General features: G+C 73.6%; 19 protein-coding genes and 1 tRNA gene. 14 read left to right on the top strand and 6 right to left on the bottom strand.

The features are described 5' to 3' along the window. The first annotated feature begins 11 nt into the window (after positions 1-11). The 3 genes from ABFY03_RS14825 to ABFY03_RS14815 all read left to right on the top strand — a co-directional run bounded on the left by ABFY03_RS14825 (position 12) and on the right by ABFY03_RS14815 (position 4,763). Positions 12-2,291 (top strand): HelD family protein, encoded by a 2,280-nt coding sequence (locus ABFY03_RS14825; RefSeq protein ID WP_346170095.1) that lies wholly within the window; start codon positions 12-14, stop codon positions 2,289-2,291. 436 nt (positions 2,292-2,727) lie between these two features. After that, on the top strand, positions 2,728-4,143 hold the full coding sequence (locus ABFY03_RS14820; RefSeq protein ID WP_319009385.1) for an NAD-dependent malic enzyme: 1,416 nt from the start codon (positions 2,728-2,730) through the stop codon (positions 4,141-4,143). 338 nt (positions 4,144-4,481) lie between these two features. Continuing rightward, entirely contained in the window at positions 4,482-4,763 is a 282-nt protein-coding gene (locus ABFY03_RS14815; protein ID WP_017237029.1) for an HU family DNA-binding protein, read from the top strand. Positions 4,764-4,983: 220 nt separating this feature from the next. Here the strand turns inward: ABFY03_RS14815 and murA are convergent, their stop codons facing one another. Then, positions 4,984-6,324: a UDP-N-acetylglucosamine 1-carboxyvinyltransferase gene (gene murA / locus ABFY03_RS14810; protein WP_031008410.1), complete on the bottom strand. Its 1,341-nt coding sequence runs from the start codon at positions 6,322-6,324 to the stop codon at positions 4,984-4,986. A gap of 288 nt (positions 6,325-6,612) precedes the next feature. On the opposite strand from murA, the gene ABFY03_RS14805 reads away from it, so the two are divergent. From ABFY03_RS14805 to ABFY03_RS14765, 9 genes are all read left to right on the top strand, one after another. After that, positions 6,613-7,173 (top strand): YqgE/AlgH family protein, encoded by a 561-nt coding sequence (locus ABFY03_RS14805; protein WP_319009384.1) that lies wholly within the window; start codon positions 6,613-6,615, stop codon positions 7,171-7,173. A gap of 30 nt (positions 7,174-7,203) precedes the next feature. Next, entirely contained in the window at positions 7,204-7,494 is a 291-nt protein-coding gene (locus tag ABFY03_RS14800) for a DUF3039 domain-containing protein (RefSeq protein WP_037879418.1), read from the top strand. Positions 7,495-7,717: 223 nt separating this feature from the next. Further along, complete coding sequence (locus tag ABFY03_RS14795) at positions 7,718-9,022, top strand: extracellular solute-binding protein (protein WP_346170094.1); 1,305 nt, start codon at positions 7,718-7,720, stop codon at positions 9,020-9,022. A gap of 5 nt (positions 9,023-9,027) precedes the next feature. After that, positions 9,028-9,996, top strand: a complete 969-nt coding sequence (locus tag ABFY03_RS14790) for a carbohydrate ABC transporter permease (protein ID WP_346170093.1) — start codon at positions 9,028-9,030, stop codon at positions 9,994-9,996. After that, positions 9,993-10,841 carry a carbohydrate ABC transporter permease gene (locus tag ABFY03_RS14785; RefSeq protein WP_319009381.1) on the top strand — a complete coding sequence of 283 codons (849 nt, stop codon included), beginning with the start codon at positions 9,993-9,995 and terminating at the stop codon, positions 10,839-10,841. Before ABFY03_RS14790 ends, ABFY03_RS14785 begins: the two co-directional genes overlap by 4 nt. A gap of 4 nt (positions 10,842-10,845) precedes the next feature. After that, on the top strand, positions 10,846-12,471 hold the full coding sequence (locus ABFY03_RS14780; RefSeq protein ID WP_319009380.1) for a beta-N-acetylhexosaminidase: 1,626 nt from the start codon (positions 10,846-10,848) through the stop codon (positions 12,469-12,471). 307 nt (positions 12,472-12,778) lie between these two features. Then, entirely contained in the window at positions 12,779-13,654 is an 876-nt protein-coding gene (locus ABFY03_RS14775; RefSeq protein ID WP_319009379.1) for an FAD binding domain-containing protein, read from the top strand. Beyond that, positions 13,651-15,087 (top strand): (2Fe-2S)-binding protein, encoded by a 1,437-nt coding sequence (locus ABFY03_RS14770; protein ID WP_346170092.1) that lies wholly within the window; start codon positions 13,651-13,653, stop codon positions 15,085-15,087. The genes ABFY03_RS14775 and ABFY03_RS14770 overlap by 4 nt, the downstream gene beginning before the upstream one ends. After that, positions 15,084-17,411: a xanthine dehydrogenase family protein molybdopterin-binding subunit gene (locus tag ABFY03_RS14765; RefSeq protein ID WP_319009377.1), complete on the top strand. Its 2,328-nt coding sequence runs from the start codon at positions 15,084-15,086 to the stop codon at positions 17,409-17,411. Before ABFY03_RS14770 ends, ABFY03_RS14765 begins: the two co-directional genes overlap by 4 nt. Positions 17,412-17,421: 10 nt before the next feature. Here the strand turns inward: ABFY03_RS14765 and ABFY03_RS14760 are convergent, their stop codons facing one another. From ABFY03_RS14760 to ABFY03_RS14740, 5 genes are all read right to left on the bottom strand, one after another. Beyond that, positions 17,422-19,503 (bottom strand): protein kinase domain-containing protein, encoded by a 2,082-nt coding sequence (locus tag ABFY03_RS14760; protein WP_346170091.1) that lies wholly within the window; start codon positions 19,501-19,503, stop codon positions 17,422-17,424. Positions 19,504-19,531: 28 nt separating this feature from the next. Continuing rightward, positions 19,532-21,700, bottom strand: a complete 2,169-nt coding sequence (locus ABFY03_RS14755; RefSeq protein ID WP_346170090.1) for a protein kinase domain-containing protein — start codon at positions 21,698-21,700, stop codon at positions 19,532-19,534. 5 nt (positions 21,701-21,705) lie between these two features. Next, the gene (locus tag ABFY03_RS14750) at positions 21,706-22,680 is read right to left on the bottom strand and encodes a protein kinase family protein (RefSeq protein ID WP_319009374.1); all 975 of its coding nucleotides are present in this window, start codon (positions 22,678-22,680) and stop codon (positions 21,706-21,708) included. Between the two features lie 71 nt (positions 22,681-22,751). Beyond that, a complete protein-coding gene (locus ABFY03_RS14745; RefSeq protein WP_319009373.1) occupies positions 22,752-23,135 on the bottom strand; it encodes a hypothetical protein in 384 nt (127 codons plus the stop codon). A 162-nt stretch (positions 23,136-23,297) separates the two neighbouring features. After that, positions 23,298-23,372: transfer RNA gene (locus tag ABFY03_RS14740), tRNA-Cys, on the bottom strand. A 309-nt stretch (positions 23,373-23,681) separates the two neighbouring features. On the opposite strand from ABFY03_RS14740, the gene ABFY03_RS14735 reads away from it, so the two are divergent. Both ABFY03_RS14735 and ABFY03_RS14730 read left to right on the top strand, forming a co-directional pair. Beyond that, positions 23,682-24,092: a hypothetical protein gene (locus ABFY03_RS14735; RefSeq protein WP_319009372.1), complete on the top strand. Its 411-nt coding sequence runs from the start codon at positions 23,682-23,684 to the stop codon at positions 24,090-24,092. A 12-nt stretch (positions 24,093-24,104) separates the two neighbouring features. Then, positions 24,105-26,471, top strand: coding sequence for a hypothetical protein (locus tag ABFY03_RS14730; protein WP_346170089.1), 2,367 nt, complete (start codon positions 24,105-24,107; stop codon positions 26,469-26,471). The last annotated feature ends 79 nt before the right edge of the window (positions 26,472-26,550 follow it).

Here is a 26,550-nt window from a genome sequence, read left to right as displayed (position 1 = left end):
AGGGGGCCTTAGTGGCCGCGCAGGAAGCCGTCGACACGGTCAGAGACCGTGAGATCGGCGTCGAGCAGGAACATCTGGACCAGGTCTACCGCCGCCTGGAGGAGAAGATCCACGAGGCGGAGTTCCTGATGAACGACGCCGCGCAGAAGGGGCACGTCGGCACGCCCGGAGCCCTCGCCGAGCGCGACGCCCAGGTCTTCCGCGCCGGGATCCACCTGAACCGGCTCAACAACGAGTTCGAGGACTTCCTGTTCGGGCGGATCGACCTGCTGGAGGGGAAGGACGGGGTCAAGGGGCCCGACGGCGCCTACACCTCCGTCGAGCCCGCCGACGACGCCATCCGGCCCGACAACACCGCCGACATCGGCGAGACCCTGCACATCGGCCGCATCGGCGTCCTGGACGCCGACTACTCCCCGCTCGTCATCGACTGGCGCGCCCCCGCCGCCGCGCCCTTCTACCGGTCCACCCCCGTCGAGCCGGGCCGGGTCGTCCGCCGCCGGGTCATCCGGTCGAAGGGCCGCCGGGTCCTCGGCGTCGAGGACGACCTCATGCGCCCGGAGCTGAAGGCCAGCCTCCGCGGCGCCGAACTGCCGGTCATCGGCGACGGCGCCCTGATGGCCGCTCTCGGCCAGGCCCGCAGCCACACCATGCGGGACATCGTCTCGTCCATCCAGGCCGAGCAGGACCTCGTCATCCGCGCCCCCGCCGCCTCCGTCACCTACGTCGAGGGCGGGCCGGGCACCGGGAAGACCGCCGTGGCGCTGCACCGGGCCGCGTACCTGCTCTACCAGGACCGCAGGCGGTACGCCGGCGGCATCCTCATCGTCTCGCCGACGCCGCTGCTCGTCTCGTACACCGAGGGCGTGCTGCCCTCCCTCGGCGAGGAGGGGCAGGTCGCCATCCGGGCGCTGGGCAACCTCGTCGACGGGGCCGAGGCCGACGCGTACGACGAGCCCGCCGTCTCGCGGGTCAAGGGCTCGTCGCGGATGCTCGCCGTGCTCCGCAAGGCCGCACGCGGCGCCCTGGAGGGCCCCGACACGCCCAAGCTGCTCCGGGTGGTCGCCTTCGGGCGCCGCCTCGAACTGGAGGAGGGCGAGCTGCGGCGGATCCGGCAGAACGTGCTCTCCGGCACCGCCCCCGTCAACCTGCTCCGCCCCCGCGCCCGCCGCCTGCTCCTCGACGCCCTCTACGCCAAGTCGGGCGCCGCCGGCCGGCACAGCGACCCCGAGCTCGCCGCCGAGCTGCGCTCCTCCTTCGACGAGGACGTCTCCACCGAGGACTCCTTCACCGGCTTCCTCGACGCCTGGTGGCCGGAGCTGGCCCCGCGCCGGGTGCTGGACGCCATGGCCGACGAGAAGCGGCTCGGCCGCTGGGCCCGCCGGGTCCTCAACCCCGGCGAGGTCCGCCGCGTCGCCCGCTCGCTGCGCCGCCCGGGCCTCTCGGTCCACGACGTCGCCCTCCTGGACGAGCTGCACACCCTGCTCGGCGCCCCCGCCCGGCCGAAGCGGAAGCGGGAGTACGACCCGCTGGACCAGCTCACCGGCCTGGAGGAGCTGATGCCGGTACGGGAGGAGACCCAGCGGGAGCGGGCCGAGCGGCTGGCCGCCGAGCGCACCGAGTACGCCCACGTGATCGTCGACGAGGCCCAGGACCTCACCCCGATGCAGTGGCGGATGGTCGGTCGCCGCGGCCGGCACGCCACCTGGACGATCGTCGGGGACCCGGCCCAGTCCTCCTGGTCGGACCCGGACGAGGCCGCCGCCGCCCGTGACGAGGCGCTCGGCTCCCGGCCGCGCCGCCGCTTCGAGCTGACCGTGAACTACCGCAACCCGGCGGAGATCGCCGAGCTGGCCGCCAAGGTCCTGGCCCTCGCCATGCCGGGCAAGGAGTCCCCGAAGGCGGTCCGCTCGACCGGCGTCGAGCCCCGGTTCGTCGCCGTCGGCGAGGGCGGTGACCTGGCCGGATCCGTGCGGTCCGAGGCGGAGCGGCTGCTCGCCGAGGTCGAGGGCACGGTCGGCGTGGTCGTCGCCATGGACCGGCGTACGGAGGCCGCCCGCTGGCTCGACGGGCTCGGCGACCGGGTGGTCGCGCTCGGCTCGCTGGAGGCGAAGGGCCTGGAGTACGACGCCACCCTCGTCGTCTCCCCGGCCGAGATCGCCGACGAGTCCCCGGCGGGCCTGCGGGTCCTCTACGTGGCCCTCACCCGGTCGACGCAGGCGCTCACCGTGCTCGCGGGCGAGCGGGACCTGCCGGACGCGGCCGGGGTCCCGGACCTCCTGCGGGACTGAGGACGGGACTGAGGACGGGACTGAGGGCGGGGCTGGGTACGGGACGCGGAACGAGGGCTCCCGAGGGTGATTTCCGGTCAACACGCGCCAGGGGAATCACCTTCGCGGAGGCTTTGTTAGCCTTGTCGTGACACCGGCTCGATCCAAGCCCCCGGGCCCAACCTTCGTCCCTCAGAGGGACCACTTGCCGCGAGGCGAGCATGGCGGGTCGGTGTCACTTAGACATACATACGAAGTTGAGGCCCCGGTCGTCTTCCGATGACCGGGGCCTCTTCTGTTGCTCCCGCATCTCTCGTATGGTGGAAACTACTTTCCGAAAACAAAATGACCGCATTACCTGCTACCGGCGGGTAGGTGCGACGATCGGAGGGCGCCGCCAGGGCAACCAGCCGGGGCGGCGTAGCAACGAAGCTAGGGAAAGCAGAGGAACCCGGCCATGGCAACGGCGCCCAGCGTCTCGTACTCGATGACGGTCCGGCTGGAGGTGCCCGCGAGCGGCACCGCGGTCTCGCAGCTCACGGCTGCGGTCGAGTCCCACGGAGGCTCCGTCACCGGCCTCGACGTCACCGCCTCGGGTCACGAGAAGCTCCGGATCGACGTCACCATCGCCGCGACCTCCACCGCGCACGCCGACGAGATCGTCGAGCGGCTGCGGGGCATCGAGGGCGTCGTCCTCGGCAAGGTCTCGGACCGCACGTTCCTGATGCACCTCGGCGGCAAGATCGAGATGGCGTCCAAGCACCCCATCCGCAACCGTGACGACCTCTCGATGATCTACACCCCGGGCGTCGCCCGCGTGTGCATGGCGATCGCCGAGAACCCCGAGGACGCCCGCCGCCTCACCATCAAGCGCAACACCGTCGCGGTCGTCACCGACGGCTCCGCCGTCCTCGGCCTCGGCAACATCGGCCCGATGGCGGCCATGCCGGTCATGGAGGGCAAGGCGGCCCTCTTCAAGCGCTTCGCCGACATCGACGCCTGGCCGATCTGCCTGGACACCCAGGACACCGACGAGATCGTGGCGATCGTCAAGGCCATCGCCCCCGGCTTCGCGGGCATCAACCTGGAGGACATCTCGGCGCCCCGCTGCTTCGAGATCGAGGCGCGGCTCCGCGAGGCCCTGGACATCCCGGTCTTTCACGACGACCAGCACGGCACCGCCATCGTCGTCCTCGCCGCCCTCACCAACGCGCTCCGCGTGGTCGGCAAGGGCATCGGGGACGTCCGGGTCGTCATGTCCGGCGCCGGCGCGGCCGGTACGGCCATCCTGAAGCTGCTGATCGCCGCGGGCGTGAAGCACGCGGTCGTCGCCGACATCCACGGCGTCGTGCACGCCGGCCGTGAGGACCTAGTGGCCGCCCCGGCCGACTCCCCGCTGCGCTGGATCGCCGACAACACCAACCCGGAGGGCGTCACCGGCACCCTCAAGGAGGCCGTCGTCGGCGCGGACGTCTTCATCGGCGTGTCGGCCCCGAACCTGCTGGACGCGGCGGACGTGGCCGCGATGGCCGAGGACTCCATCGTGTTCGCGCTCGCGAACCCCGACCCGGAGGTCGACCCCGCCGCCGCGCGGCAGACCGCCGCCGTCGTCGCCACCGGCCGCTCGGACTTCCCGAACCAGATCAACAACGTCCTGGTCTTCCCCGGCGTCTTCCGCGGTCTGCTCGACGCGCAGTCCCGCACGGTGAACACCGAGATGATGCTGGCGGCCGCCGCGGCCCTCGCGGACGTCGTCACCGAGGACGAGCTGAACCCGAACTACATCATCCCGTCGGTCTTCAACGACAAGGTCGCGGGCGCGGTCGCCGGGGCCGTCCGGACCGCCGCGAAGGCGGCGGGCGCGGGCGTCTGAGGTCACCGGGGAGCGGTACCCCGAGCGTGTCGCGATTCGCGGAGCCGTAAACCCGCCTTTAGGGTGGCTTTTCGGCTCCGCACCGTTTGCGGGGAGTCGACGCTACGTCACCACCAGGGGGCTCCGGCGCTTTCCGTGTGACCCCAGGGGGTGCCGGATTGGCGTTCCCGCCGCTGGTGGGGGCAGGATGCTCCCCCGAGGACTTCGTCCAGGGGGGAACCCCCAGGGCGCGAGGGATCCACGAGAGGCAGACCCGGTTCCGGGGACTGTCCGAGGCCCCTGGCAGCATCGGCTTCGATCTCACGCCTCACAGGCAAGAAGAACACGGGAGTAACAACATGAACCGCAGTGAGCTGGTGGCCGCGCTGGCCGACCGCGCCGAGGTGACCCGCAAGGACGCCGACGCCGTGCTGGCCGCCCTCGCCGAGACCGTCGGCGAGGTCGTCGCCAAGGGCGACGAGAAGGTCACCATCCCCGGCTTCCTGACCTTCGAGCGCACCCACCGTGCCGCTCGCACCGCTCGTAACCCGCAGACCGGCGACCCGATCAACATCCCGGCCGGCTACAGCGTGAAGGTCTCCGCGGGCTCGAAGCTCAAGGAAGCCGCCAAGGGCAAGTAAGCGGCCTGTAGGCGCACGCGAAGGGCGGCCACCCCCTCCGGGGTGGCCGCCCTTCCGTACGTCCGGGAGAAGGCCCCGCAGGGCCTTCCGCCAGGTGTCCTGCACGAGCGCGCTGCCCGGCGGCTCGACCTTCGCGCCGAGCTCGACGAGCTTCTCCAAGCTGTGCTCGCCCGGGGGACGACCCCCGGCCCCCCCGGCAGGGGGCCGGGGGGGCCGGGCCTCAGACCAGCGCGCTGCCCGGCAGCTCGACCTTGGCGCCGAGCTCGACGAGCTTCTCCATGAAGTTCTCGTAGCCGCGGTTGATCAGGTCGATGCCGTGCACCCGGCTCGTGCCCTGGGCGGCGAGGGCCGCGATCAGGTACGAGAAGCCGCCGCGCAGGTCCGGGATGACCAGGTCGGCGCCCTGGAGGCGGGTGGGGCCGCTGACGACCGCCGAGTGGAGGAAGTTCCGCTGGCCGAAGCGGCAGTCCGAGCCGCCCAGGCACTCGCGGTACAGCTGGATGTGGGCGCCCATCTGGTTCAGCGCCGAGGTGAAGCCGAGCCGGGACTCGTACACCGTCTCGTGGACGATGGAGAGGCCGGACGCCTGCGTCAGGGCGACCACCAGCGGCTGCTGCCAGTCGGTCTGGAAGCCGGGGTGGACGTCGGTCTCCAGGTGGATCGCGTTGAGCGAGCCGCCCGGGTGCCAGAAGCGGATGCCCTCGTCGTCGATCTCGAAGGCGCCGCCGACCTTCCGGTAGGTGTTGAGGAAGGTCATCATCGAGCGCTGCTGGGCGCCGCGCACGTAGATGTTGCCCTCGGTGGCGAGCGCCGCGGACGCCCAGGAGGCCGCCTCCAGGCGGTCCGGGAGGGCCCGGTGGGTGTAGCCGTCGAGCTTGTCGACACCGGTGATCCGGATGGTCCGGTCGGTGTCCATGGAGATGATCGCGCCCATCTTCTGCAGGACGCAGATCAGGTCCTCGATCTCGGGCTCCACGGCCGCGTTCGACAGCTCGGTGACGCCGTCGGCGAGGACCGCCGTGAGCAGCACCTGCTCGGTCGAGCCGACCGAGGGGTACGGGAGGCGGATCTTGCAGCCGCGAAGGCGCTGCGGGGCCTCCAGGTACTGGCCGTCGGCCCGCTTCTCGATGGTCGCGCCGAACTGGCGGAGCACGTCGAAGTGGAAGTCGATCGGCCGGCCGCCGATGTCGCAGCCGCCGAGGCCCGGGATGAAGGCGTGGCCGAGGCGGTGCAGCAGGGGGCCGCAGAAGAGGATCGGGATGCGCGACGAGCCGGCGTGGGCGTCGATGTCGGCGACGTTGGCGGACTCGACGTGGGTCGGGTCGAGCACCAGCTCGCCCGGCTCCTCGCCGGGGCGGACCGTCACTCCGTGCAGCTGCAGCAGTCCGCGCACGACGCGGACGTCACGGATGTCGGGCACGTTGCGCAGTCTGCTGGGGCCGCTGCCGAGCAGGGCGGCGACCATCGCCTTGGGCACGAGGTTCTTCGCGCCGCGAACGCGGATCTCGCCCTCCAGCGGGGTTCCGCCGTGGACAAGCAGGACATCGTCTGTGCCGGTCATGAATCTCGCGTTCCGGAGTCGTCGGTCGGGTGGCCAGAGAAAAGGGTAAGGGGCCATTGGACCCCGATCGGGCCGGTCGGGGTGCCTGTCAGATGTAATGAATTCGGCACAACACCCTCCGTTTCCGCGATCTTGCGGACTGTCACCGTCCGGTTGTCCCGCGCGGGCGGTCCGGGCCCTCCTGTCCCGCCCCTCCCGACCTGCGAGGCTCGCCTCGGCTTCCGCGGGTTTCCCGGCATTGCGCCCGAGAACCCCCGCTCGCGCCGAAGATGCGGGATCATGTGTCGCATGACCGAGGTGTCCTCGCTCACAGGACGGCTGCTCGTGGCCACCCCCGCCCTCGCGGACCCGAACTTCGACCGCGCGGTGGTGCTGCTGCTCGACCACGACGACGAGGGCTCGCTCGGCGTCGTCCTCAACCGGCCCACCCCCGTCACCGTCGGAGACGTGCTGGCCCCCTGGGCGGGTCTGGCCGGTGAGCCGGGCGTGGTCTTCCAGGGCGGCCCGGTCTCCCTCGACGCGGCCCTCGGCCTCGCCGTCATCCCCGGCGACGAGGGGCCGATCGGCTGGCGCCGGGTCTTCGGCGCGATCGGCCTGGTCGACCTGGAGACCCCGCCGGAGCTGCTCGGTCCCGCCCTCGGCGCGCTCCGCATCTTCGCCGGCTACGCAGGCTGGGGCCCCGGCCAGCTGGAGGCCGAACTGACCGAGGGCGCCTGGTACGTCGTCGAGTCCGAGCCCGGCGACGTCTCCTCGCCGACCCCGGAGACCCTCTGGCGGCAGGTCCTCCGTCGCCAGCGCGGCGACCTCGCGATGGTCGCGACCTACCCGGACGACCCTTCGCTCAACTGAGTCCCGCGGCTCCCAGTACCCTTGGGTGCCATGAGCACTCTCGAGCCCGAGCGCGGGGCAGGTACGGGAACCCTCGTCGAGCCGACGCCGCAGGTGTCCCACGGTGACGGCGACCACGAGCGCTACGCCCATTACGTCCAGAAGGACAAGATCATGGCGAGTGCCCTCGACGGCACTCCCGTCGTCGCCCTGTGCGGCAAGGTCTGGGTGCCGGGGCGCGACCCCAAGAAGTACCCGGTCTGTCCCATGTGCAAGGAGATCTACGAGTCCATGGGCTCGGGTGGCGACAAGGACAAGGACAAGGGCGGCAAGGGGAAGTAACCCCTCCGGATCCTGTCGGGGGCGGCCCCCGTCGTGCGCACCAGCGGTGCGCGCGGCGGGGGCCGTTTTCGTTCGCCCGGGCCCGCGCGGGGCTCCTCCGCGGGCGGGAAGTGGTCGAGACCTCTTGTCGTGATCGGCGGGCGCGCCTAACCTCACCGCTGTTGTTGTGCAGCACGAAACGCCCGTTGCGCATGTTGCAACGTACGCTCGGAGGGGAACCGCCATGAAGCTTCCTGCCCGGATCACCGCCCCCGTCGCCCTGCCGCTCGCCGCCCTCGTCCTCGCCGCCTGCGCGCCCCAGACCTCCGCCCCCGCCGCCGGCGGCGACGAGAAGACCGGCACCCTGCGCGTCTGGCTCTTCCAGGAGGTCGCCAACCAGCCCAAGGAGAAGGTCGTCGACGAGGCCGTCGCCGCCTTCGAGGAGAAACACCCCGGCGCCGAGGTCGAGGTCGAGTACATCCCCGTCGAGACCCGCGCCCAGCGCGTCAAGGCGGCCTTCAACGACCCGAAGTCCGCCCCCGACGTCATCGAGTACGGCAACACCGACACCGCCGGATACGTGAAGGACGGCGGACTCGCCGACCTCACCGCCGAGTTCACCGCCTGGGACCAGGCGAAGGACACCGACCCCACCGCCCGCGAGTCCGTCACCGTCGGCGGAAAGGTCTACGGCGCCCCGCTCTTCGTCGGCGTCAGGGCCCTCTACTACCGCACCGACGTCTTCCGCGACCTCGGCCTCACCGCCCCCCAGAGCCAGGACGAACTCGTCGCGACCGCGAAGAAGATACGCAAGGCCAGGCCCGAGCTGTACGGCATCGCCGTCGGCGGCGCCTACACCTACGGCGCCCTCCCCTTCGTCTGGGCCGCCGGCGGCGACCTCGCCGTCAAGGACGCCTCCGGCGCCTACAAGGCCGCCCTGAACAGCGACGCCGCCGTCCGCGGCCTCACCGCCTACACCTCGCTCCTCCGCGACGACAACTGCCCCGCCGCCACCTGCGCCCAGATGGGCGGCAACGCCACCGTCACCGCCTTCGCCGCCGGCAAGGCCGGCATGGCCATCGGCGGCGACTTCAGCCACGCCGCCGTCGAGGCCGGCCAGGTCAAGGGCAAGTACGCCGTCGTCCCGCTCCCCGGCACCACGCCCGGCTCCGTCGCCCCCGCCTTCGCCGGCGGCAACAACATCGGCGTCCTGAAGTCCACCGCCCACCGCACCCTCGCCGTCGAGCTGACGAAGACCCTCGCCGGCAAGGAGACCCAGGCCAGGCTGTTCGACGCGATGGGCTTCCTGCCCACCTTCACCGACGTCCGCACCGCCGCCGCCGCGCGCAAGCCCTTCGTGAAGCCCTTCATCGACACCCTCGCCGCCGGCACGAGGTTCGTGCCCGCCACCGCCGCCTGGGGCCGCATCGACTCCTCGCTCGTCGTCCCCACGATGCTCCAGGAGATCGCCAGCGGCCGGAAGGACGTGAAGGACGCCGCCGCCGACGCGGCGAAGAAGATGGACGCGGCCTTCGCCGAGGCGGGCTGAACCCGATGACCGCCACCGCCACCGCGCCGCCCACGCCCCCCGGCGCCGCGCGACCGCCCGCCCGCCGGCCCCGGAGCCGTACCGCGAACTCCCGCACCGGCACCTCCGCCTGGACCCCCTGGCTCTACCTGCTGCCCGCCCTCGCCGTCCTCGGCGCCCTCCTCGTCTACCCCGTCTACCAGCTCGGCCTGATCTCCTTCCTGGAGTACACCCAGGCCCAGGTCAGCGGCGGCGAACCCACCTCCTTCCGGGGCCTCGCCAACTACACGGCCCTCTTCGCCGACCCGCAGTTCCGCCAGGTCCTGCTCGCCACCGTCGTCTTCGCCGCCGCCTGCGTCGCCGGCACCCTCGCCGTCGGCTGCGCCCTCGCCGTCCTCCTCACCCGGGTACGGGCCCTGCCCCGCCTCGCCCTGATGCTGGCCGCGCTCGGCGCCTGGGCCACCCCCGCCGTCACCGGTTCCACCGTCTGGGTCTTCCTCTTCGACGCCGATTTCGGCCCCGTCAACAGACTCCTCGGCCTCGGCGACTACTCCTGGACCTACGGGCGGTACAGCGCCTTCGCGCTCGTCCTCCTCGAAGTCGTCTGGTGCTCGTTCCCCTTCGTGATGGTCACCGTCTACGCCGGGATCCGGGCCGTCCCCACCGAGGTCCTGGAGGCCGCCGCCCTCGACGGCGCCTCCCCGTGGCGGATCTGGCGCACCGTGACCGCGCCCCTGCTCCGCCCGATCCTCGCCGTCGTCACCATCCAGTCCGTCATCTGGGACTTCAAGGTCTTCACCCAGATCTACGTGATGACGAACGGCGGCGGCATCGCCGGCCAGAACCTCGTCCTCAACGTCTACGCCTACCAGCAGGCGTTCGCCTCCTCCCAGTACAGCCTGGGCGCCGCCATCGGCGTCGTCATGCTGCTGCTCCTGCTCGCGGTCACCCTGGTGTACCTGCGGCTGCTGCGCCGTCAGGGGGAGGAGCTGTGACCGCGTTCCGCATCCCCGGCGTCCGCCGCCCCGGGCGGCTGCTCGCCGAGACGGCGGCCCTGCTCACCGCCGTCGTCGTCGCCTTCCCGCTGTACTGGATGGTCCTCTCCGCCCTCAAGCCGGCCGGCGAGATCCAGTCGACCGAACCCCGGCCGTGGACGCTCTCGCCGTCCCTCGACTCCTTCCGGCGCGTCTTCGAGCAGCAGGACTTCGGCCGCTACTTCCTCAACAGCCTGCTGGTGGCGACGGCGGTCGTCCTCGCCTCCGCCGTCATCGCCTTCCTCGCGGCCACCGCCGTCACCCGCTTCCGCTTCCGGTTCCGCACCACCCTCCTGGTGATGTTCCTGGTGGCGCAGATGGTGCCGGTCGAGGCACTGACCATCCCGCTCTTCTTCCTCATGCGGGACGCCGGACTCCTCAACACCCTCGGCTCGCTCGTCCTCCCGCACCTCGCCTTCTCGCTGCCGTTCGCGATCTGGATGCTGCGCGGCTTCGTCCGGGCCGTGCCGGAGGCGCTGGAGGAGCAGGCCCGGATCGACGGGGCGAGCCACGCCCGCTTCCTGTGGACGATCCTCTTCCCGCTGGTCCTGCCCGGCCTCGTGGCCACCAGCGTCTTCTCGTTCATCTCCACCTGGAACGACTTCCTCTTCGCCAAGTCGTTCCTCATCAGCGACACCTCGCAGTCCACCCTCCCGATGGCGCTGCTGGTCTTCTTCAAGCCCGACGAGAACGACTGGGGAGGCATCATGGCCGGCTCGACCGTGATGACCCTCCCGGTGCTCGTCTTCTTCGTACTCGTACAGCGCCGTCTCGTCTCCGGACTGGGCGGGGCGGTGAAGGACTGACGTGATGACAGAGACGGATCTGATCCCGGCACCCCTGACGGCCCGCCACCCCCGGGGCAGCCGCGCGCTCGACGCCACCACCGCCCTGGACGCCGGACCCGGCACCGGGGGCACCGCCCGCTGGCTGCGCACCGTGCTCGGCGCCGCCACCGGGCTGCCCCTGCCCGACGGCACCGGACCCGGCGCGATCCGGCTCCGGATCTCCCCGGAGACCGGGAAGGAGTACGGCCCCGAGGGCTACCGGCTCTCCGTGACCGGGGACGGCGTCCTCCTCGACGGCGGCGGCCCCGCCGGGCTCTTCTGGGGCGCCCAGACCCTGCGCCAGCTCCTCGGCCCCGACGCGTACCGGCGGGCGCCGCTGCCCGGCCGGACCTGGGCGCTCCCGTACACCGAGATCGCCGACCGCCCCCGCTTCGGCTGGCGGGGCCTCCTCCTCGACGTGTCCCGGCACTTCACCGCCAAGGACGACGTGCTGCGGCTGCTCGACCTGATGGCCGCGCACAAGCTGAACGTCTTCCACTTCCACCTCACCGACGACCAGGGCTGGCGGATCGAGATCGAGCGGTACCCGCGCCTCACCGAGGTCGGCGCCTGGCGGGCCCGCTCCAAGCGCGGCCACCGCGCCTCGCCGCTGTGGGACGAGACCCCGCACGGCGGCCACTACACCCAGGACGACATCCGCGAGATCGTCGCCCACGCCGCCGCACGGCACATCACCGTCGTCCCCGAGATCGACCTCCCCGGCCACGCGCAGGCCGCCATCGCCGCGTACCCCTGGCTCGGCAACACCGACGTCGTCGACACCGCCGCCCTCACCGTCTGGGACACCTGGGGCGTCAACCCGAACGTCCTCGCCCCGACCGAGGAGGTGCTGCGCTTCTACGAGGGCGTCCTGGAGGAGGTCCTGGAGCTCTTCCCCTCGGAGTTCGTGCACATCGGCGGCGACGAGTGCCCCAAGGACCAGTGGAAGGCGTCCCCGGCCGCCCAGGCCCGGATCGCGGAACTCGGCGTCGGCGACGAGGACGGGCTCCAGTCCTGGTTCATCCGCCACTTCGACCGCTGGCTCACCGCCCGCGGCCGCCGCCTCATCGGCTGGGACGAGATCCTCGAAGGCGGCCTCGCCGAGGGCGCGGCCGTGTCGTCCTGGCGCGGGTACGGCGGCGGCATCGCCGCCGCCGAGGCCGGCCACGACGTCGTCATGTGCCCCGAACAGCACGTCTACCTCGACCACCGGCAGCACGACGGCCCCGACGAACCCGTCCCGATCGGCTTCGTGCGCACCCTGGAGGACGTCTACCGCTTCGAGCCCGTCCCGCCCGGCCTGTCCGAGGCGGCGGCCCGGCACGTCCTCGGCACCCAGGCCAACGTGTGGACCGAGGTGCTGGAGAACCGGGCCCGCGTCGACTACCAGGTCTTCCCCCGCCTCGCCGCCTTCGCCGAGGTCGCCTGGTCCGCGCTGCCCGCCCCCGACGACCGCGACACGGACGGCTTCCTGCGCCGCATGGAGACCCACTACCGGCGCCTGGACGCCCTCGGCGTCGCCTACCGGCCGCCCACCGGACCCGCCCCCTGGCAGCGCCGCCCCGGCCTCCTCGGCCGCCCGATCGACGGCCCGCCCCCGATCGTGTGAGCCACCTCGCTCCCCGGGGTCACCCGGGAGCGGCGAAACGGGAGTTACCTTCTCTGTCAGGGCGTCCCGGGGCGTCCAGGGGGCTCTCCGGACATCCCGGGCGTCCCGGGAGTCCGGGGCACCCGGGAGGGAGGGGGCTCGCGCGGCCCCTCGCTCCGGACGGCTCGGAAGATGTGCCAGAGTTGCCACGTCCGGCCTGTGAGCACGTACGGTACGCCCACACACAGGCGCGCCGTGCGCCCGCTCGCAGGCGCGGCGGCCGGGCACAGTCGGGGACGGACCGGGACAACCGGGAAGGGGCAGCGGGTTGACCACGCACGCACCACAGACGGCGCAGTCCGTGACGCTGCCCGCCTCGCTCGACGAGGCCGTGGCCGCGCTGACCGCCATGCCGGCCGCCGTGCCCGTCGCCGGCGGCACCGACCTGATGGCCGCCGTCAACCGCGGCCAGCTCCGCCCCGCCGGGCTCGTCGGCCTCAGCCGCATCAACGAGATCCGCGGCTGGCAGTACCAGGACGGCCACGCCCTCCTCGGCGCGGGCCTCACCCACGCCCGCATGGGCCGCCCCGACTTCGCCGCCCTCATCCCGGCCCTCGCCGCCGCCTCCCGCGCGGCCGGGCCGCCCCAGATCCGCAACGCCGGCACCCTCGGCGGCAACGTCGTCACCGCCGCCCCCACCGGCGACTCGCTGCCGGTCCTCGCCGCCCTGGAGGCCGACCTCGTCGTCGTCGGCCCGCTCGGCAGCCGCGAGATCCCCGTCTCGCACCTCCTCGCGGGCCGCGACCTGCTCGCCCCCGGCGAGCTCGTGGCGTTCGTCCGGGTGCCGCTGCTGCACGCCCCGCAGGTCTTCCTCAAGGCCACCGGCCGCACCGGCCCGGCCCGCGCCACCGCCTCCGTCGCCGTCGTCCTCGACCCGGCCCGGCGCGGGGTCCGCTGCGCCGTCGGCGCGGTCGCCCCGATGCCGCTGCGCCCGCTGGAGGCCGAGCGCTGGATCGCCTCCCTGGTCGACTGGGACAACGACCGGGGGCTCGCCCCGGAGGCGCTGACCGCCTTCGGCGAGTACGTGGCCGCCGCCTGTGTCCCCGATCCGCCGGACGGCGAGCAGCTGCCGCCCGCCGTACAGCACCTGCGGCGCACCGTCGCCACTCTCGCCCGCCGGGCACTGGGGAGGGCCCTGTCGTGAACACCGGCAACCACGAGCAGAACGAGACCGCGGCCCCGGCCGCGCCGGGCGGCTGGGAGCCGATCCCGCAGAGCGAGGGGTACGACGAGGGCGCGACCGCCTTCGTCCATCTGCCGCCGGAGTTCATGCTGGACGGCGTCCCCCTGGAGGCCCCCGGCCACGGCTACACGCCGCCGATGATCGTGCCGCTCCAGCCGCTCGCGCAGCCGGCCGAGGGCGTCGAGTTCTTCGCCCCGGAGCCCGGGCAGGGCTTCCCGGAGCAGGGCCCCGAGCCGCACGGGTACGGCGACGAGAGCGCGGGCGCGCCGGTGGTCCGGCCGTACGTGGAGCACGACCCGCACGCGACGGCGGAGTGGCACTTCGGCGGGACCGGGCAGTGGGAGCTGCCGGCGGACGGGCTCACCGCGTACCCGGCGGAGCCGGTGGTGCCGGAGATGCCGGTGGTTGCCGAGGCGCCGGTGGTGGCCGACGTGCCGGTGGTGCCTGCGGTGCCGGAGATGCCGGTGGTCCCGGAGATGCCGGTGGTCCCGGAGGCCGTGGAGCTGCCGTCGGACGTGCCGCCGGCCGCGCCCCTGGACGCGCCCCTGGACGTGCCGGTCGCCGGCGCGCCCGCCGAGGCGGCCCTCGACGCGTCGCCCGAGCCCGTCTCGTACGAGCAGGCCCCACCGACCCTGCCCGGCGGCGCGCCGGCGCCGTGGGCGGTGCCGGAGGCCGTGGCGGAGCCGGTGACCGAGCCCGCCGCGGAACCGGAGCCGGGGCCCGAACCCGAACCGGACCACGAGCACGCGCCGGCGGCGCGGACGGAGGCGGACGCGGCCGTCGTGGCCGCCGGGGCCGCACCGGACGCCCCGGTGCCCTCGTACACCTCCGTCGACAGCGACGAGCACCCGCACACCTCCTACGTGCTGCGGGTCAACGGCGCCGACCGGCCCGTCACCGACTCCTGGATCGGCGAGTCGCTGCTCTACGTGCTCCGCGAGCGGCTCGGTCTCGCCGGCGCCAAGGACGGCTGCTCGCAGGGCGAGTGCGGGGCGTGCAACGTCCAGGTCGACGGGCGGCTCGTGGCCTCCTGCCTGGTGCCGGCCGCGACCACCGCCGGGTGCGAGGTGCGGACCGTCGAGGGGCTCGCGGTGGACGGCGAGCCGTCCGACGTCCAGCGTGCGCTCTCGCGCTGCGGCACCGTGCAGTGCGGCTTCTGCATCCCGGGCATGTGCATGACCGTGCACGACCTGCTCGAAGGCAACCACGCCCCCACCGAGCTGGAGACCCGCCAGGCCCTCGCCGGCAACCTCTGCCGCTGCTCCGGCTACAACGGCGTGCTCCAGGCCGTGGAGGACGTCATCGCCGAGCGCGCCGCCGGCGAACACGTCACCGCGGGCGAGGACGACGCCTCGGCCCGCATCCCGCACCAGCACGACGGAGGCAGGGCGTGAGCAGCGACGCGACCACCGCCATTCCCACACTCCCCTTCGCGGAGGCCGCCGGGGCCGCGCCGGAGCCCGAGACCCCGGTCCTCGGACTCGGCGCCTCCCTCCCGCAGGCCGACGCCCGCGCCAAGGCCGAGGGCACCTTCCCGTACGCCTCCGACCTGTGGGCCGAGGGCCTGCTGTGGGCCGCCATCCTGCGCTCCCCGCACGCCCACGCCCGGATCGTCTCCGTCGACACCTCCGCCGCCGAGGCCATGCCCGGCGTACGGGCCGTGGTGACGGCCGCCGACGTGCCCGGCGCGGCCACCTACGGCCGGCGCGTCGCCGACCGGCCCGTCTTCGCCGACGGACTCGTCCGGCACCACGGCGAGGCCATCGCCGCCGTCGCCGCCGACCACCCCGACACCGCCCGGCTCGCCACCGCCGCCATCCTCGTCGAGTACGAGCTCCTGGAGCCCGTCACCGACCCGGAGAAGGCGTTCGAGGCCGAACCCCTCCACCCCGACGGCAACCTGATCCGGCACATCCCGCTGCGCTTCGGCGACCCCGAGGCCACCGGCGAGATCGTCGTCGAGGGCCTCTACCGGGTCGGCCGCCAGGACCCCGCCCCCATCGGCGCCGAGGCCGGACTGGCCGTGCCCCGCCCGGACGGCGGCGTCGAGCTGTACACCGCCTCCACCGACCCGCACACCGACCGCGACCTCGCCGCCGCCTGCTTCGGCCTCACCCCCGAGCAGGTCAAGGTCGTCGTCACCGGCGTCCCCGGCGCCACCGGCGACCGCGAGGACCCCGGCTTCCAGATCCCCCTCGGACTGCTCGCGCTGCGCACCGGCTGCCCGGTCAAGCTCACCGCCACCCGCGAGGAGTCCTTCCTCGGCCACGCCCACCGGCACCCCACCCTGCTGCGCTACCGCCACCACGCCGACGCCGAGGGCCGCCTGGTGAAGGTGGAGGCCCAGATCCTGCTGGACGCCGGCGCGTACGCCGACTCCTCGTCCGAGTCCCTCGCCGCCGCCGTCGCCTTCGCCTGCGGCCCGTACGTCGTCCCCCACGCCTTCGTCGAGGGCTGGGCGGTCCGCACCAACAACCCGCCGTCCGGACACGTCCGCGGCGAGGGCGCGATGCAGGTCTGCGCCGCGTACGAGGCCCAGATGGACAAGCTCGCCGCCCGCCTCGGCATCGACCCCGCCGAGCTGCGCATGCGGAACGTCATGTCCACCGGCGATCTGCTGCCCACCGGCCAGACCGTCACCTGCCCCGCCCCCGTCGCCGAACTCCTCGCCGCCGTGAGGGACTTCCCGCTGCCCGCCCTCCCGAAGGACACCCCCGAGGAGGACTGGCTGCTGCCCGGCGGGCCGGAGGGCGCGGGCGAACCCGGCGCCGTGCGGCGGGGCGTGGGTTACGCGCTCGGCATGGTGCACATGCTCGGCGCCGAGGGCACCGACGAGGTGTCCACCGCCACCGTCCGGGTCCTCGACGGCGTCGCCACCGTCATCTGCTCGGCGGTGGACACCGGGTCGGGCTTCACCACCCTCGCCCGCCAGATCGTCCAGGAGACCCTCGGCGTCGACGAGGTCCACGTGGCCCCCGTCGACACCGACCAGCCCCCGGCCGGCGCCGCCACCCACGGCCGGCACACCTGGGTCTCCGGCGGCGCCGTCGAGCGCGCCGCCAAGATGGTCCGCACCCAGCTCCTCCAGCCGCTGGCCCACAAGTTCGGCATGTCGACCGAGCTGCTCCAGATCAGCGACGGCAAGATCACCTCGTACGACGGGGTCCTCTCGACCACCGTCGCCGAGGAGATGCACGGCAAGGAGCTGTGGGCCACCGCCCAGTGCCGCCCGCACCCCACCGAGCCGCTGGACGAGTCCGGGCAGGGCGACGCCTTCGTCGGCCTCGCCTTCTGCGCGATCCGCGCGGTCGTCGACGTCGACATCGAACTCGGCGCCGTCCGGGTCGTGGAGATGGCCGTCGCCCAGGACGTCGGCCGCGTCCTCAACCCCGCCCAGCTCGCCACCCGCATCGAGGCCGGCGTCACCCAGGGCGTCGGCGCGGCCCTCACCGAGAACCTGCGCACCGCCCGCGGCCTGGTCCGCCACCCGGACTTCACCGGCTACGCGCTGCCGACCTCGCTGGACGCCCCGGACATCCGGATCGTGAAGCTCGTCGAGGAGCGGGACGTCGTCGCCCCCTTCGGCGCGAAGGCGGCGAGCGCCGTCCCGGTCGTCACCTCGCCCGCGGCGGTGGCGGCCGCGGTCCGCGCGGCGACCGGCCGCCCGGTCAACCGGCTGCCGATCCGGCCGCAGGCGGCGGTGGCGGCGACCCCCTAGACCGCGGGCGTCAGGCGGTGGGCATCGCCACGATCCTGCCCCTGCTGAGGAGGAAGACCCGGTTCCCGGCGGCGGCCACCGCCCACGGGCCCGGGTTCTCCCGCTCGTAGGTCCACAGGCGGTCCTTCGCGGACTTGGAGAGGGCCGAGACGCCCGCCTCCGTGTGGTTGCCCTCGACCACCCAGATCCAGTCGCCCTGCACCACCGGCGGCTGCATCGACGGATAGGGGCTGACCAGCGTGACGATCCACAGGTCGGTCCGCGTGCCGTCCTTCAGGTAGCGGTACGCCAGACCGCCGCTGGTCACGGTCAGACCGTCCGCGTCGGGCACCGGCGGCCCCCAGTCGCCGTACCCCTTCACCTCCCAGCGGCGCTCGCCGTCCGCGAGGGCGAACGCGCTGAGCACCTCCCCGCCGGCGTAGACCGTGTCGCCCTCGATCGCCGGCTGGAGGGCCTTGGACGCCTTGCCCTTCACGCTCCACGCCGTCCGCCCGTCCGCCGTGTCCAGGACGGTGAGGTCGCCGTTCGTCCCCGCCAGCACGAGCCGGCCGGGACCGGCGGCGGCGAGCGGGACGGAGGCGCCCGCCGGGTCCTCCGCCGACTCCGCCGTCCAGCGGATCCGCCGCCCCGCCGTGTCCACGGCCCGCAGCTTCCCCGCCGAGGTCAGGAAGTAGACGCCCTCGGGCGTGGCGGCCAGGAACAGCGCGGCCTCGGCGCCGTCCACCGCCCACGCCTCCTCGCCGGTGGACGCGTTCCGCACCGACAGCCGCCCCGAGGCGTCGGCGCAGGCGAACTCGTCGTCGTTCACCGCCACCTGGCCGGCCCGGGCGGAGAGCTCCCGGTGGGTCCACTTCGCCGTGCCGTCGACCACCCGCAGCGCGGTGAGACCGCCGTCCCGGGCCGCGAAGACCACCACGTCGCGCAGGACCACCGGCGTCGGCAGGGGGCCCGAGGCGGCCGCCTCCAGCGGCCCCCACAGGGGCTTCGGGCGGATGCCCGCGTTCTTCCCCTCCAGCAGCGCCGCGGCCGGGGCGTCCCCGGCCGCCGGCGGCTCCGCCCCCTTCCCGCCGAGCAGCCACCAGGCGGTCCCGCCGCCCCCGGCGAGGAGCAGCGCACCGCCCGCGCCCCAGCCGGCGAGGACGCGCCGCCGGGACGGCCCTCGCGCACCGGCACCGTCCGGACCCGGGACGACGGTGGCCGCCGTCAGCCGCCGGATCTCCGCCTCCCGCCCCTTCGCCTCCTCGTGCAGCGGCCCCCGACGCCACACCTCCCGGGCCTTCCGACCGCCGGAGCCCTGCGGGGCGAAGGCGCGGGCGATCTGCTCGGGCGTCGGCCGCAGCGCCGGGTCGTGCTGGAAGCAGGGGGCGACGAGCGGGTGCAGCGCGGGCGGCAGCCCGCCGAGGTCCGGCCGCTCGTGGACGACCGCGTACTGCACGGCGGCGACGTGCGGGCCGTCGTAGGCGCGCCGGCCGGTCGCCGCGTACACGAGCACCGCGCCCAGCGAGAACACGTCGGCGGCGCCCGTCACCCGCTGCCCGAGGACCTGCTCGGGCGCCCCGTAGCCGGGCGTGACGGGGATCTGGCCGGTGGTGGTGAGGGTGAGGCCGTGCTCGGGGCGGGCGATGCCGAAGTCGATCAGCCGGGGCCCGTCGGCGGTGAGCACGATGTTCGCCGGCTTGACGTCCCGGTGCACGAGCCCGGCCGCGTGCACGTCCCGCAGCGTCTCGCCGAGCGCCGCCGCGAGCATCCGTACCGCCTGCTCGTCCAGCGGCCCGTACCGGGCGACGGCCTCTTCGAGGGTGGGCCCGGACAGGAACTCCGTGGCGATCCACGGCCGTCCGCCCTCCACCTCGGCGGCGAGGACCCGGGCCACCCCGGGACTCTCCACGGCCGCCGCGGTGTGCGCCTCGCGCACGAACCGCCGGGCGAGGTCCGGGTCGTGGGCGAGTTCGGGGCGCAGCACCTTCACGGCGGCGGGCCGCCCGTCCCGCCCCGCCGCGAGGTACACCTTGCCCATGCCGCCCTCGCCCAGCACGCCGACGAGACGGTACGGCCCGAGCCGGAGCGGGTCGCCGAAGCCGAGGGGGTTCACGGAAGGTCACGTCCTTGTCCGGGTCGTATCAGTTCAGGGGGAGGGCGATGAGGGAATCGGCACCGACGCCGAACATCCGCCGGCGCTCCGGGAGTTCGACGAAGTGGTCGGCGTCCGTCTGGTACACCCAGGAGCGGCGGCGGGTCCTCAGGTCCACCGCGGCGAGGCCGAGGCGGGTCCGGTAGAAGAGGTGCCCCGGGCCCACGGCGAGGTACTGCTCCGAGGCGTACAGCGGCGGGTTGTCCTGCGGAGCCGACTCCTGCCACAGCCGCTTCCCGGAGTCCGGCGCGAAGGCGTGCGCACCCGTCTCCGACACCGTGTACAGGGTCCCGTCGCGGAGCTCGGGGGCGGCATACGCGTCGTTCGTCCCGGCCGGGAGCCGCCATGCCTCGCTCCCGTCCGTGAGCCGGCGGGCGACGAGGTCGGGGCCACCGGAGTAGACGTGGGTGCCGTCCAGGCAGATCCGTTCGGCCGGGAGGACGACGGGCTGCCTCCAGCGGACGGCGCCGGTGCGGGCGTCCCGGACGACGAGCAGCAGCCGGCCGGTCCGCAGCGTGTCGGCGGTCCACTCGACGGCGACGAACCGGCCGTCGCGGACCGCGGCGGCGGTGACGGGCGGGGTGTCCTCCCGCGGCGGCTCGACGGGCCGGGCCCGCCACAGCTCCCGGCCCGTGCGGACGTCGACGGCGGCGATCAGGTTCTCGCCGAAGTCCGCCCGGGTGCCGGTGGCGCCCCCGACGTACATGATCCCGTCCGCCACGCACGGGAGCTGGGTCGCCGCCATGTTGGCGTTGAGGCCCCGCACCCGGGTGCCGGGCCGGCGGAGTTCGAACCGGTCCGTGTCGATCGTGTGGAAGGCGAAGTCGTGGTGGGCGTCCTCCGGCTTCCGGGGGACGGCGTACACCTCGGTCCCGTCGGTGGCGAGGGCCCGCCAGGCCGTGTCCACCGTGCAGACGCCGGCGGTCTCGCCCGAGCCGGTGTCCGTGAAGGCGACGCCGAGCCCGGCGGGGACCGCGACCCGGTCGCCGGCGACCAGCGGGAAGGCACGGTCCCTGGCGATCTTGGGGACCAGCAGGTTCGCGTTCCAGAGCGAGTCCGGCGCGTCGCCGAGCAGCGGCGCCTTCGGCAGCTGCGCGCCGGTGGACCGGTCCGTGTCGCGGGTCGCCCAGAGCACCCCGCCCGCGCCTCCCGCGGCGAGCAGGACGCCGCCGCCGAGCGCCAGGAAGCGGCGCCGGGAGGGCGAGCGGCCGGCCCCCGCGGCGGCGGGCCGGGTCTCCGCGTACGGGTCGGCCTCCGGGGCCGGCAGCCGCTCCGGCAGCGGCAGCCACACGTCCGTCGCCCGCCGGGCGATGTCGGCGAGCACGACCGGCGGCAGATGGTCGGCGAACTCCCCCTGCCCGTCGTGGAGTCGCGCGGTGAGGACGTCCGTGGTGGGGCGGGCGGCCGGGTCCTTCGCCAGACAGGCGGAGAGCAGCGGGACCAGGCCCGGCGGCAGCCCGGAGAGGTCGGGTTCGGCGTACCGGACGCGGTAGAGCAGGTCGGCGGGGGAGCCGGTGCCGAACGGGCCGTGGCCGGTGGCGGCGAAGAGCAGCACCCCGGCGAGCGCGAACACGTCGCCGGCCGGGGCGTGTTCGAGGCCGCCCGCCTGCTCCGGCGACATGTAGGCGGGCGTGCCGGCCGCCGAGCCCGCGCGGGTCAGGTGGTCGTCGCCGGCGGCCCGGGCGATGCCGAAGTCGATGATCTTCGGCCCGTACGCGGTGACCAGGACGTTCGAGGGCTTCAGGTCCCGGTGCACCACGTCCGAGGCGTGCAGCCGCCCGAGCGCCCCGGCGAGCGCCGCGCCCAGGGCCCGTACCGTCGGCTCGGGCAGCGGCCCGCCGAGCCTCACCGCCCGGTCGAGCGGCGGCCCCAGCACGTACTCGGTCGCCAGCCAGGGCGTCTCCGCCAGCGGATCGGCGTCGACGACGGCCGCGCCGTGCCGCCCGCCGATGATCCGGGCCGCGTCCGTCTCCAGCCGGAACCGCCCCCGGAACACCGGATCGGCGGCGAGCCGGGCGTGCAGCGTCTTCAGCGCGACGACCCGGCCGCCGGGGGAGCGCCCGAGGTACACCGTCCCCATGCCGCCCGAGCCGAGGCGGGCGAGGAGCCGGTACGTACCGATCGCGGCGGGATCGTCATGGGTCAGGGGCGACAGCATCGGGTTCAGGTCCGTCGGGGGTCGTGCGGGCGGGCGGGCGCGGGCGCGGTGGGGAGCGCGGCGAAGGAGCGGGCCTCGTCGCGGGCGTCCGTCTCGGTCTCCGCCGCGAGGAGTTCGGCGGACTGGCGGGCGAGCGCGGCGACGACCCGGCCGGGCAGCCAGCCGGGCGCGAGGAGGGACGCGGCGGAGTTCAGCACGGTCGCGTGCGGGGCCGGCGGCGCCAGCGCGGGCAGCAGGGCGGCGGCGGTGGGGCGGTGCGCGGGGTCGCGGGTCAGGCAGGACAGGACGGGGCCGCGCAGGGCGGGCGGGAGCTCGGCGCTCTCCGGGACGGTGTGGCCGGTGGCGGCGTACGCGAGGACGGCGCCGAGCGCGAACACGTCACCCGGCGGTCGGGGCCGGCCGCCGGTGGCCTGCTCCGGCGCCAGCGCGCCCGGGTCGAGCCCGGGAAGCCCGGCGCGCGGCACGCCGTCGGGCCCGGCGGCCCGGACGGCGCCGTGGCAGGTGAGACGGGGGCCGTCGGCGGTCAGCAGCACGGCGGCGGGGGAGATCCCGGCGTGCGTGAACCCCTGCGCGTGCGCGGCGGCCAGCCCCTCGGCGAGGGCCGCGCCGACCGCCCGTACGGTCGCCTCCGGCAGCGGCCCGCCGTGCACGGCGAGCGCCACGGGCAGCGGCAGCGCGGGCCGGAACGGCGCGGCGTACCACGCCTGCCGCTCACCGGCCCCCGACACCCGCCCGACCGGCTCGAACCAGGGCGCCGGCAGTCGCCGCGCCTCCTCGGCCTCGGCGGCGAACGCGCGCGGATCGCCGCCGGGCGGCGCCACGCTCAGCAGCACGGTCTCCCCGTCGCCGCCGCGCGCGACGAACCGGCGGCAGGGGAGGGCGGGGGAGCCGGGCGGGTCGAGCCGCGTGATCAGCCGGTACGGACCGATGCGCCCCGACGCCCCGGAACCGGGAGCCCCGTGCGCGCGCGCCGTCTCCACCTGTGCGTCCCCCCGCCGTCGTCATCGCCTCTCGGTGGCGAGCCTACCGAGGGCGCGCGGCGGCGAGACCGTCAGTCCGCCGCGATCTCCGTCCGCGAGGTCAGCTGCGAGGCGACGACCATCGCGGTACGGGTGAGGAGCGCGGCGAGCAGGATCGTCCCCCACCCCTCGACGTGCATCGCCGAGATCTTCGGCGCCAGCCAGGACAGCAACCACCAGATCAGCGCGTCCTGAAGAAACCCCAGCCCCCCGAACACGAGGAGCATCCGCACCGGCACCCGCCCCGAGGGCCCGATGAACACGAGCTGGGTGAGCACCACGATCACCATCGTCGCGATCATCACGGAGAGCAGGACGTCGACCGTCTCCGCCCCCATCGTGACCCCGGGAAGCAGCCCCCCGGCCAGCCCGACACCCACGAGGATGCCCACCCTGCGTCTGACTCGATCATCCATGCGGCGGACTGTGACACACGGGCGCCGGGCCTGTGAAGATCACGGCCCCCCGGTCCGCGGCCGACGAGGGCCCGTGACGACGGTGCCCGCCTCGTAGGGGTGTGAGGGATGTGCGCGCGGCCGAGGCCCGCACCCGTCCGGACGGGTGCGGGCCTCGGCCTGTGGAGACCGTGGTCGGATTCGAACCGACGTCACTCGCTTTGCAGACGAGCCCCTGAACCACTCGGGCACACGGTCGTGTCGGTGTGGCGACAACGACGACGTTAGGGGGCGTGGGGGAGGGGCTCAAGGGAGATCGGGGCCGTGCCACGGGACTGCAACACCGCTGCCACACGCCGTTCATGGAAGGGCGGGCGGACCTGATGGATTCGGTGCTGTGAGGGGTGGCTGGATAGCGGGAGTAAACGTTCAAGCGGGGGTCGGGGAAGCGCTGTTGGGGTGCGGTGCCCCGACTTTCCGCGCCCGGCTGGAATTCGACGCGTACGTCTGTGCAGTGCCGTGTGCGTGCGTAAACTCCGGGGCCTCAGTGGCGGACGGGGGAGCGACGTGTCGTTCGAGGACGAGTGGGCCGCGGCGAAGGGCGGCGCGATGCGGCTCAACCGAGCGCCGGCCGACCCGGGGCGCTGGAGTCCCGGCGTCGACCTGTCCGTGAAGCAGGACCACCTCGGCGCGATCGGCCACGCCGCGTACGAGCTGCACGGCCGGCTGGCGAAGGACGGCAACCACGCGCGGACGGACGGCAACGAGGCGGCGATCGCGCTGTCCGGCCACGGGTTCCGCACGGGAGCGGCGCTGCAGACGGTCCAGGAGACCTGGGGCTTCCAGCTGCGGACCCTGCTGCACGCGGTCGCGCACATCTCCAACCACCTCGACTACAGCGTGGCCTCGCACGCGAAGGACGACGTCGAGGTCGGCACGTCCCTGTCCGTGTCCAAGATCAGCGAGTACTTCAAGTAGGGGGGAGCGACCGTGCTGACCTTCGACGGTGTCTACCGGGCGCCGCTCGCCCGGATGAAGGACGCGGCGGACCGCTGGTCCGAGATGAAGCGCAAGCTGGACGAGCTCGCCGAGGACGCCCGCCGGACGATGGTCGACCAGACCAGGGCGGAGGACTGGCGCGGTCTGAACGCCGAGGTGACGAAGCCGTTCATCGACAAGACCGCCAAGGAGTTCGCGGACGCGGCGAAGGCGGCGGACGGCATCCACAGGGTCCTGGAGGACGGGTACCAGACCTTCAAGAAGGCCAAGGACGAGCTGACGAGGCTCGTCGAGACCGACGCGCCGGGCCAGGGGCTCCTGGTGCGGACCGACGGCACCGTCGTGGCCCGCGAGCCGGTCGGGGAGGACGTCGCCGCCCGCCGTGACCCGGACTTCGCTCTCGTCTACCGCAAGGAACAGGCCCAGATCAAGGCGTTGAAGGCGCGCATCGACGCGGTCCTCGAACGCTGCGACGACGCGGACGTGGCCTGCGCCAACGCCCTGCGTGCCGACATCACCGGCGACACGCACCAGTTCAGCGCCCCGAAGTACGCGAGCCTCGACGCCGAGGAGGTCGACCGGGCGGTCGGGCTGGCCGAGAAGGGCCGGAAGCTCACGCACGCGGAGCTGGAACAGCTCAACGAGCTGCTGGCCGACAACCGGAAGGTGGGGTGGTTCTCCCGCACCTTCTACGACCGGCTCGGCGGCGAGGGTGCGCTGCGGTTCTTCGGCGAGCTCGCCGCCGACACGGGCGGGCAGGGCTCGGAGGAGCGTGACAAGGAGCGCCTGGCGGACGTCCAGGCCCTCCAGAAGAACCTGGGCCTCAACCTCGCGAACGCCACGCGCGGCGACGAGGGCTGGGCGAAGGAGTGGTCCGCGGAGATGCGGCGGCTCGGCACGGAGCGGGTCCCGCTCCCGTCGCGCCCCGACGGCACGGGCCCGTACGGCTACCAGCTGCTCGGCGGCCTGCTGCGGTACGGCGACTACCACCCGAAGTTCCTCGTCCCCGTCGCGGAACACGTCACCCAGCTCCACGCCAGGGAACCGGACCTCTTCCGTCCCGACCGCATGATGACGGGCCCCGGCGCCCAGGGCACGTACAACCCCTCGGGGACGAACGGCTACGGCTTCGACCCGGTGATCCCGGTGCTGGAGGCGCTGGGGCACAGCCCGGAGGCGGCGAAGGAGTTCTTCTCGGCCAAGCCGACGTCGTACGAGCGGGACGGGAGCGTGGGCGGGACGCTGGACCTGGGGACGGACAAGGACGGCAACGCCGTCGACACGTACCTCGACTTCTTCGCCAACGAGAAGTACGCGTCCTTCTCGGACCACGCCATCGGGGACGACCCCTCGAAGGCCAAGGACTACATGCCGGACGCGCTGGGACACGCGCTGGAGGCGGCGACGCTCGGGCACGCCTGGGACGATCCGCACCCTGCGCTGAACAGGGACGCGACCACGGCCCAGGTCATGAAGGATGTCGTGGAGAAGTACGGTGATGACGCCGAGTTGGTCAAGAAGCATCATTCCGCTCTGGCCGACAGCCTGGGCAACATGGGTGCCGGGTACATCGATGATCTGAGTTGGGCCATGAGCGACAACTACCCGGACTCTCTTTATGCGCCTGACGTCGAGGGCAAGTCGCTGAAGGACGCCGCTGACATCAGTGAGTGCCACCCGGAGTTCGGCAGGCAGGCCGCCGTCAAGTTTCTGAGTGTCCTGGGTCAGCATCCGGACGCCTTCGCGTCGATGTCCACTGCGGATCGCCTCTATACGGCGAGCATGCTGGAGGCACAGGTCGGTTCCGAGGGTCAGATCGACAAGGGGCACGCCCGCGAGGCCGTACGCATGGGGGCCACGGTTCAGGCAGTGCTGGACGAGGCGTGCGCGGCGCAGATCAAGGCCGAGGGCGAGAAGGTCCAGGAGGACTTCGAGAAGGCGCAGGAAGAACGCGGCGCGTGGGTGCAGTTCGGGGCGACCGCCGCCGTTGCGGCGGGCGTCGCCTTCCTGCCGGCCACCGCCGCTGCCGCAGGCGCGGCCGCGATCCTCGTCCCCCTCGCGGTCGACACAGGCGCCGGAGCCATGGAGACGCTGGCCGGAGTGGTGGTCGGAGACTGGTCCGAGAAGGCCGTCGAGGAACACAAGAAGGCCACGGAAGACAAGGCCGACGAGGCCAGCGGCGCCATCTTCGTGGAGGGGCGGCACAGCGCGGAGTCCCCTATGAAGCACTTCATCGACCTGCACAGGGATCACATCGACAGTAATTTCATGGAGGACCTCGTCGGAGCCGTGACCGGCGGATATGAGACGGGCTCTTCGTACACCGAGGACTTCGGCAACGGACCGGAGACGGGGTGAGAACATGAGACCGTCGTCGGTTGGCATGCGGAGGGCACTCAAGGGCGTCGTCTCCGGCATGGCCGTGTGTCTTCTGGCC

This window comes from Streptomyces roseofulvus (assembly GCF_039534915.1).
GTDB classification, from domain to species: domain Bacteria; phylum Actinomycetota; class Actinomycetes; order Streptomycetales; family Streptomycetaceae; genus Streptomyces; species Streptomyces roseofulvus.
This window is presented reverse-complemented; position numbering and strand designations above follow the sequence as displayed.

Excerpts from the sequence above, each read along its gene's own strand:
- ABFY03_RS14820 (WP_319009385.1), top strand. The coding sequence starts at position 2,728 with ATGGCAACGGCGCCCAGCGTCTCGTACTCGATGACGGTCCGGCTGGAG.
- ABFY03_RS14815 (WP_017237029.1), top strand. The coding sequence starts at position 4,482 with ATGAACCGCAGTGAGCTGGTGGCCGCGCTGGCCGACCGCGCCGAGGTG.
- murA (WP_031008410.1), bottom strand. The coding sequence starts at position 6,324 with ATGACCGGCACAGACGATGTCCTGCTTGTCCACGGCGGAACCCCGCTG.
- ABFY03_RS14805 (WP_319009384.1), top strand. The coding sequence starts at position 6,613 with ATGACCGAGGTGTCCTCGCTCACAGGACGGCTGCTCGTGGCCACCCCC.
- ABFY03_RS14800 (WP_037879418.1), top strand. The coding sequence starts at position 7,204 with ATGAGCACTCTCGAGCCCGAGCGCGGGGCAGGTACGGGAACCCTCGTC.
- ABFY03_RS14795 (WP_346170094.1), top strand. The coding sequence starts at position 7,718 with ATGAAGCTTCCTGCCCGGATCACCGCCCCCGTCGCCCTGCCGCTCGCC.
- ABFY03_RS14790 (WP_346170093.1), top strand. The coding sequence starts at position 9,028 with ATGACCGCCACCGCCACCGCGCCGCCCACGCCCCCCGGCGCCGCGCGA.
- ABFY03_RS14780 (WP_319009380.1), top strand. The coding sequence starts at position 10,846 with ATGACAGAGACGGATCTGATCCCGGCACCCCTGACGGCCCGCCACCCC.
- ABFY03_RS14755 (WP_346170090.1), bottom strand. The coding sequence starts at position 21,700 with ATGCTGTCGCCCCTGACCCATGACGATCCCGCCGCGATCGGTACGTAC.
- ABFY03_RS14745 (WP_319009373.1), bottom strand. The coding sequence starts at position 23,135 with ATGGATGATCGAGTCAGACGCAGGGTGGGCATCCTCGTGGGTGTCGGG.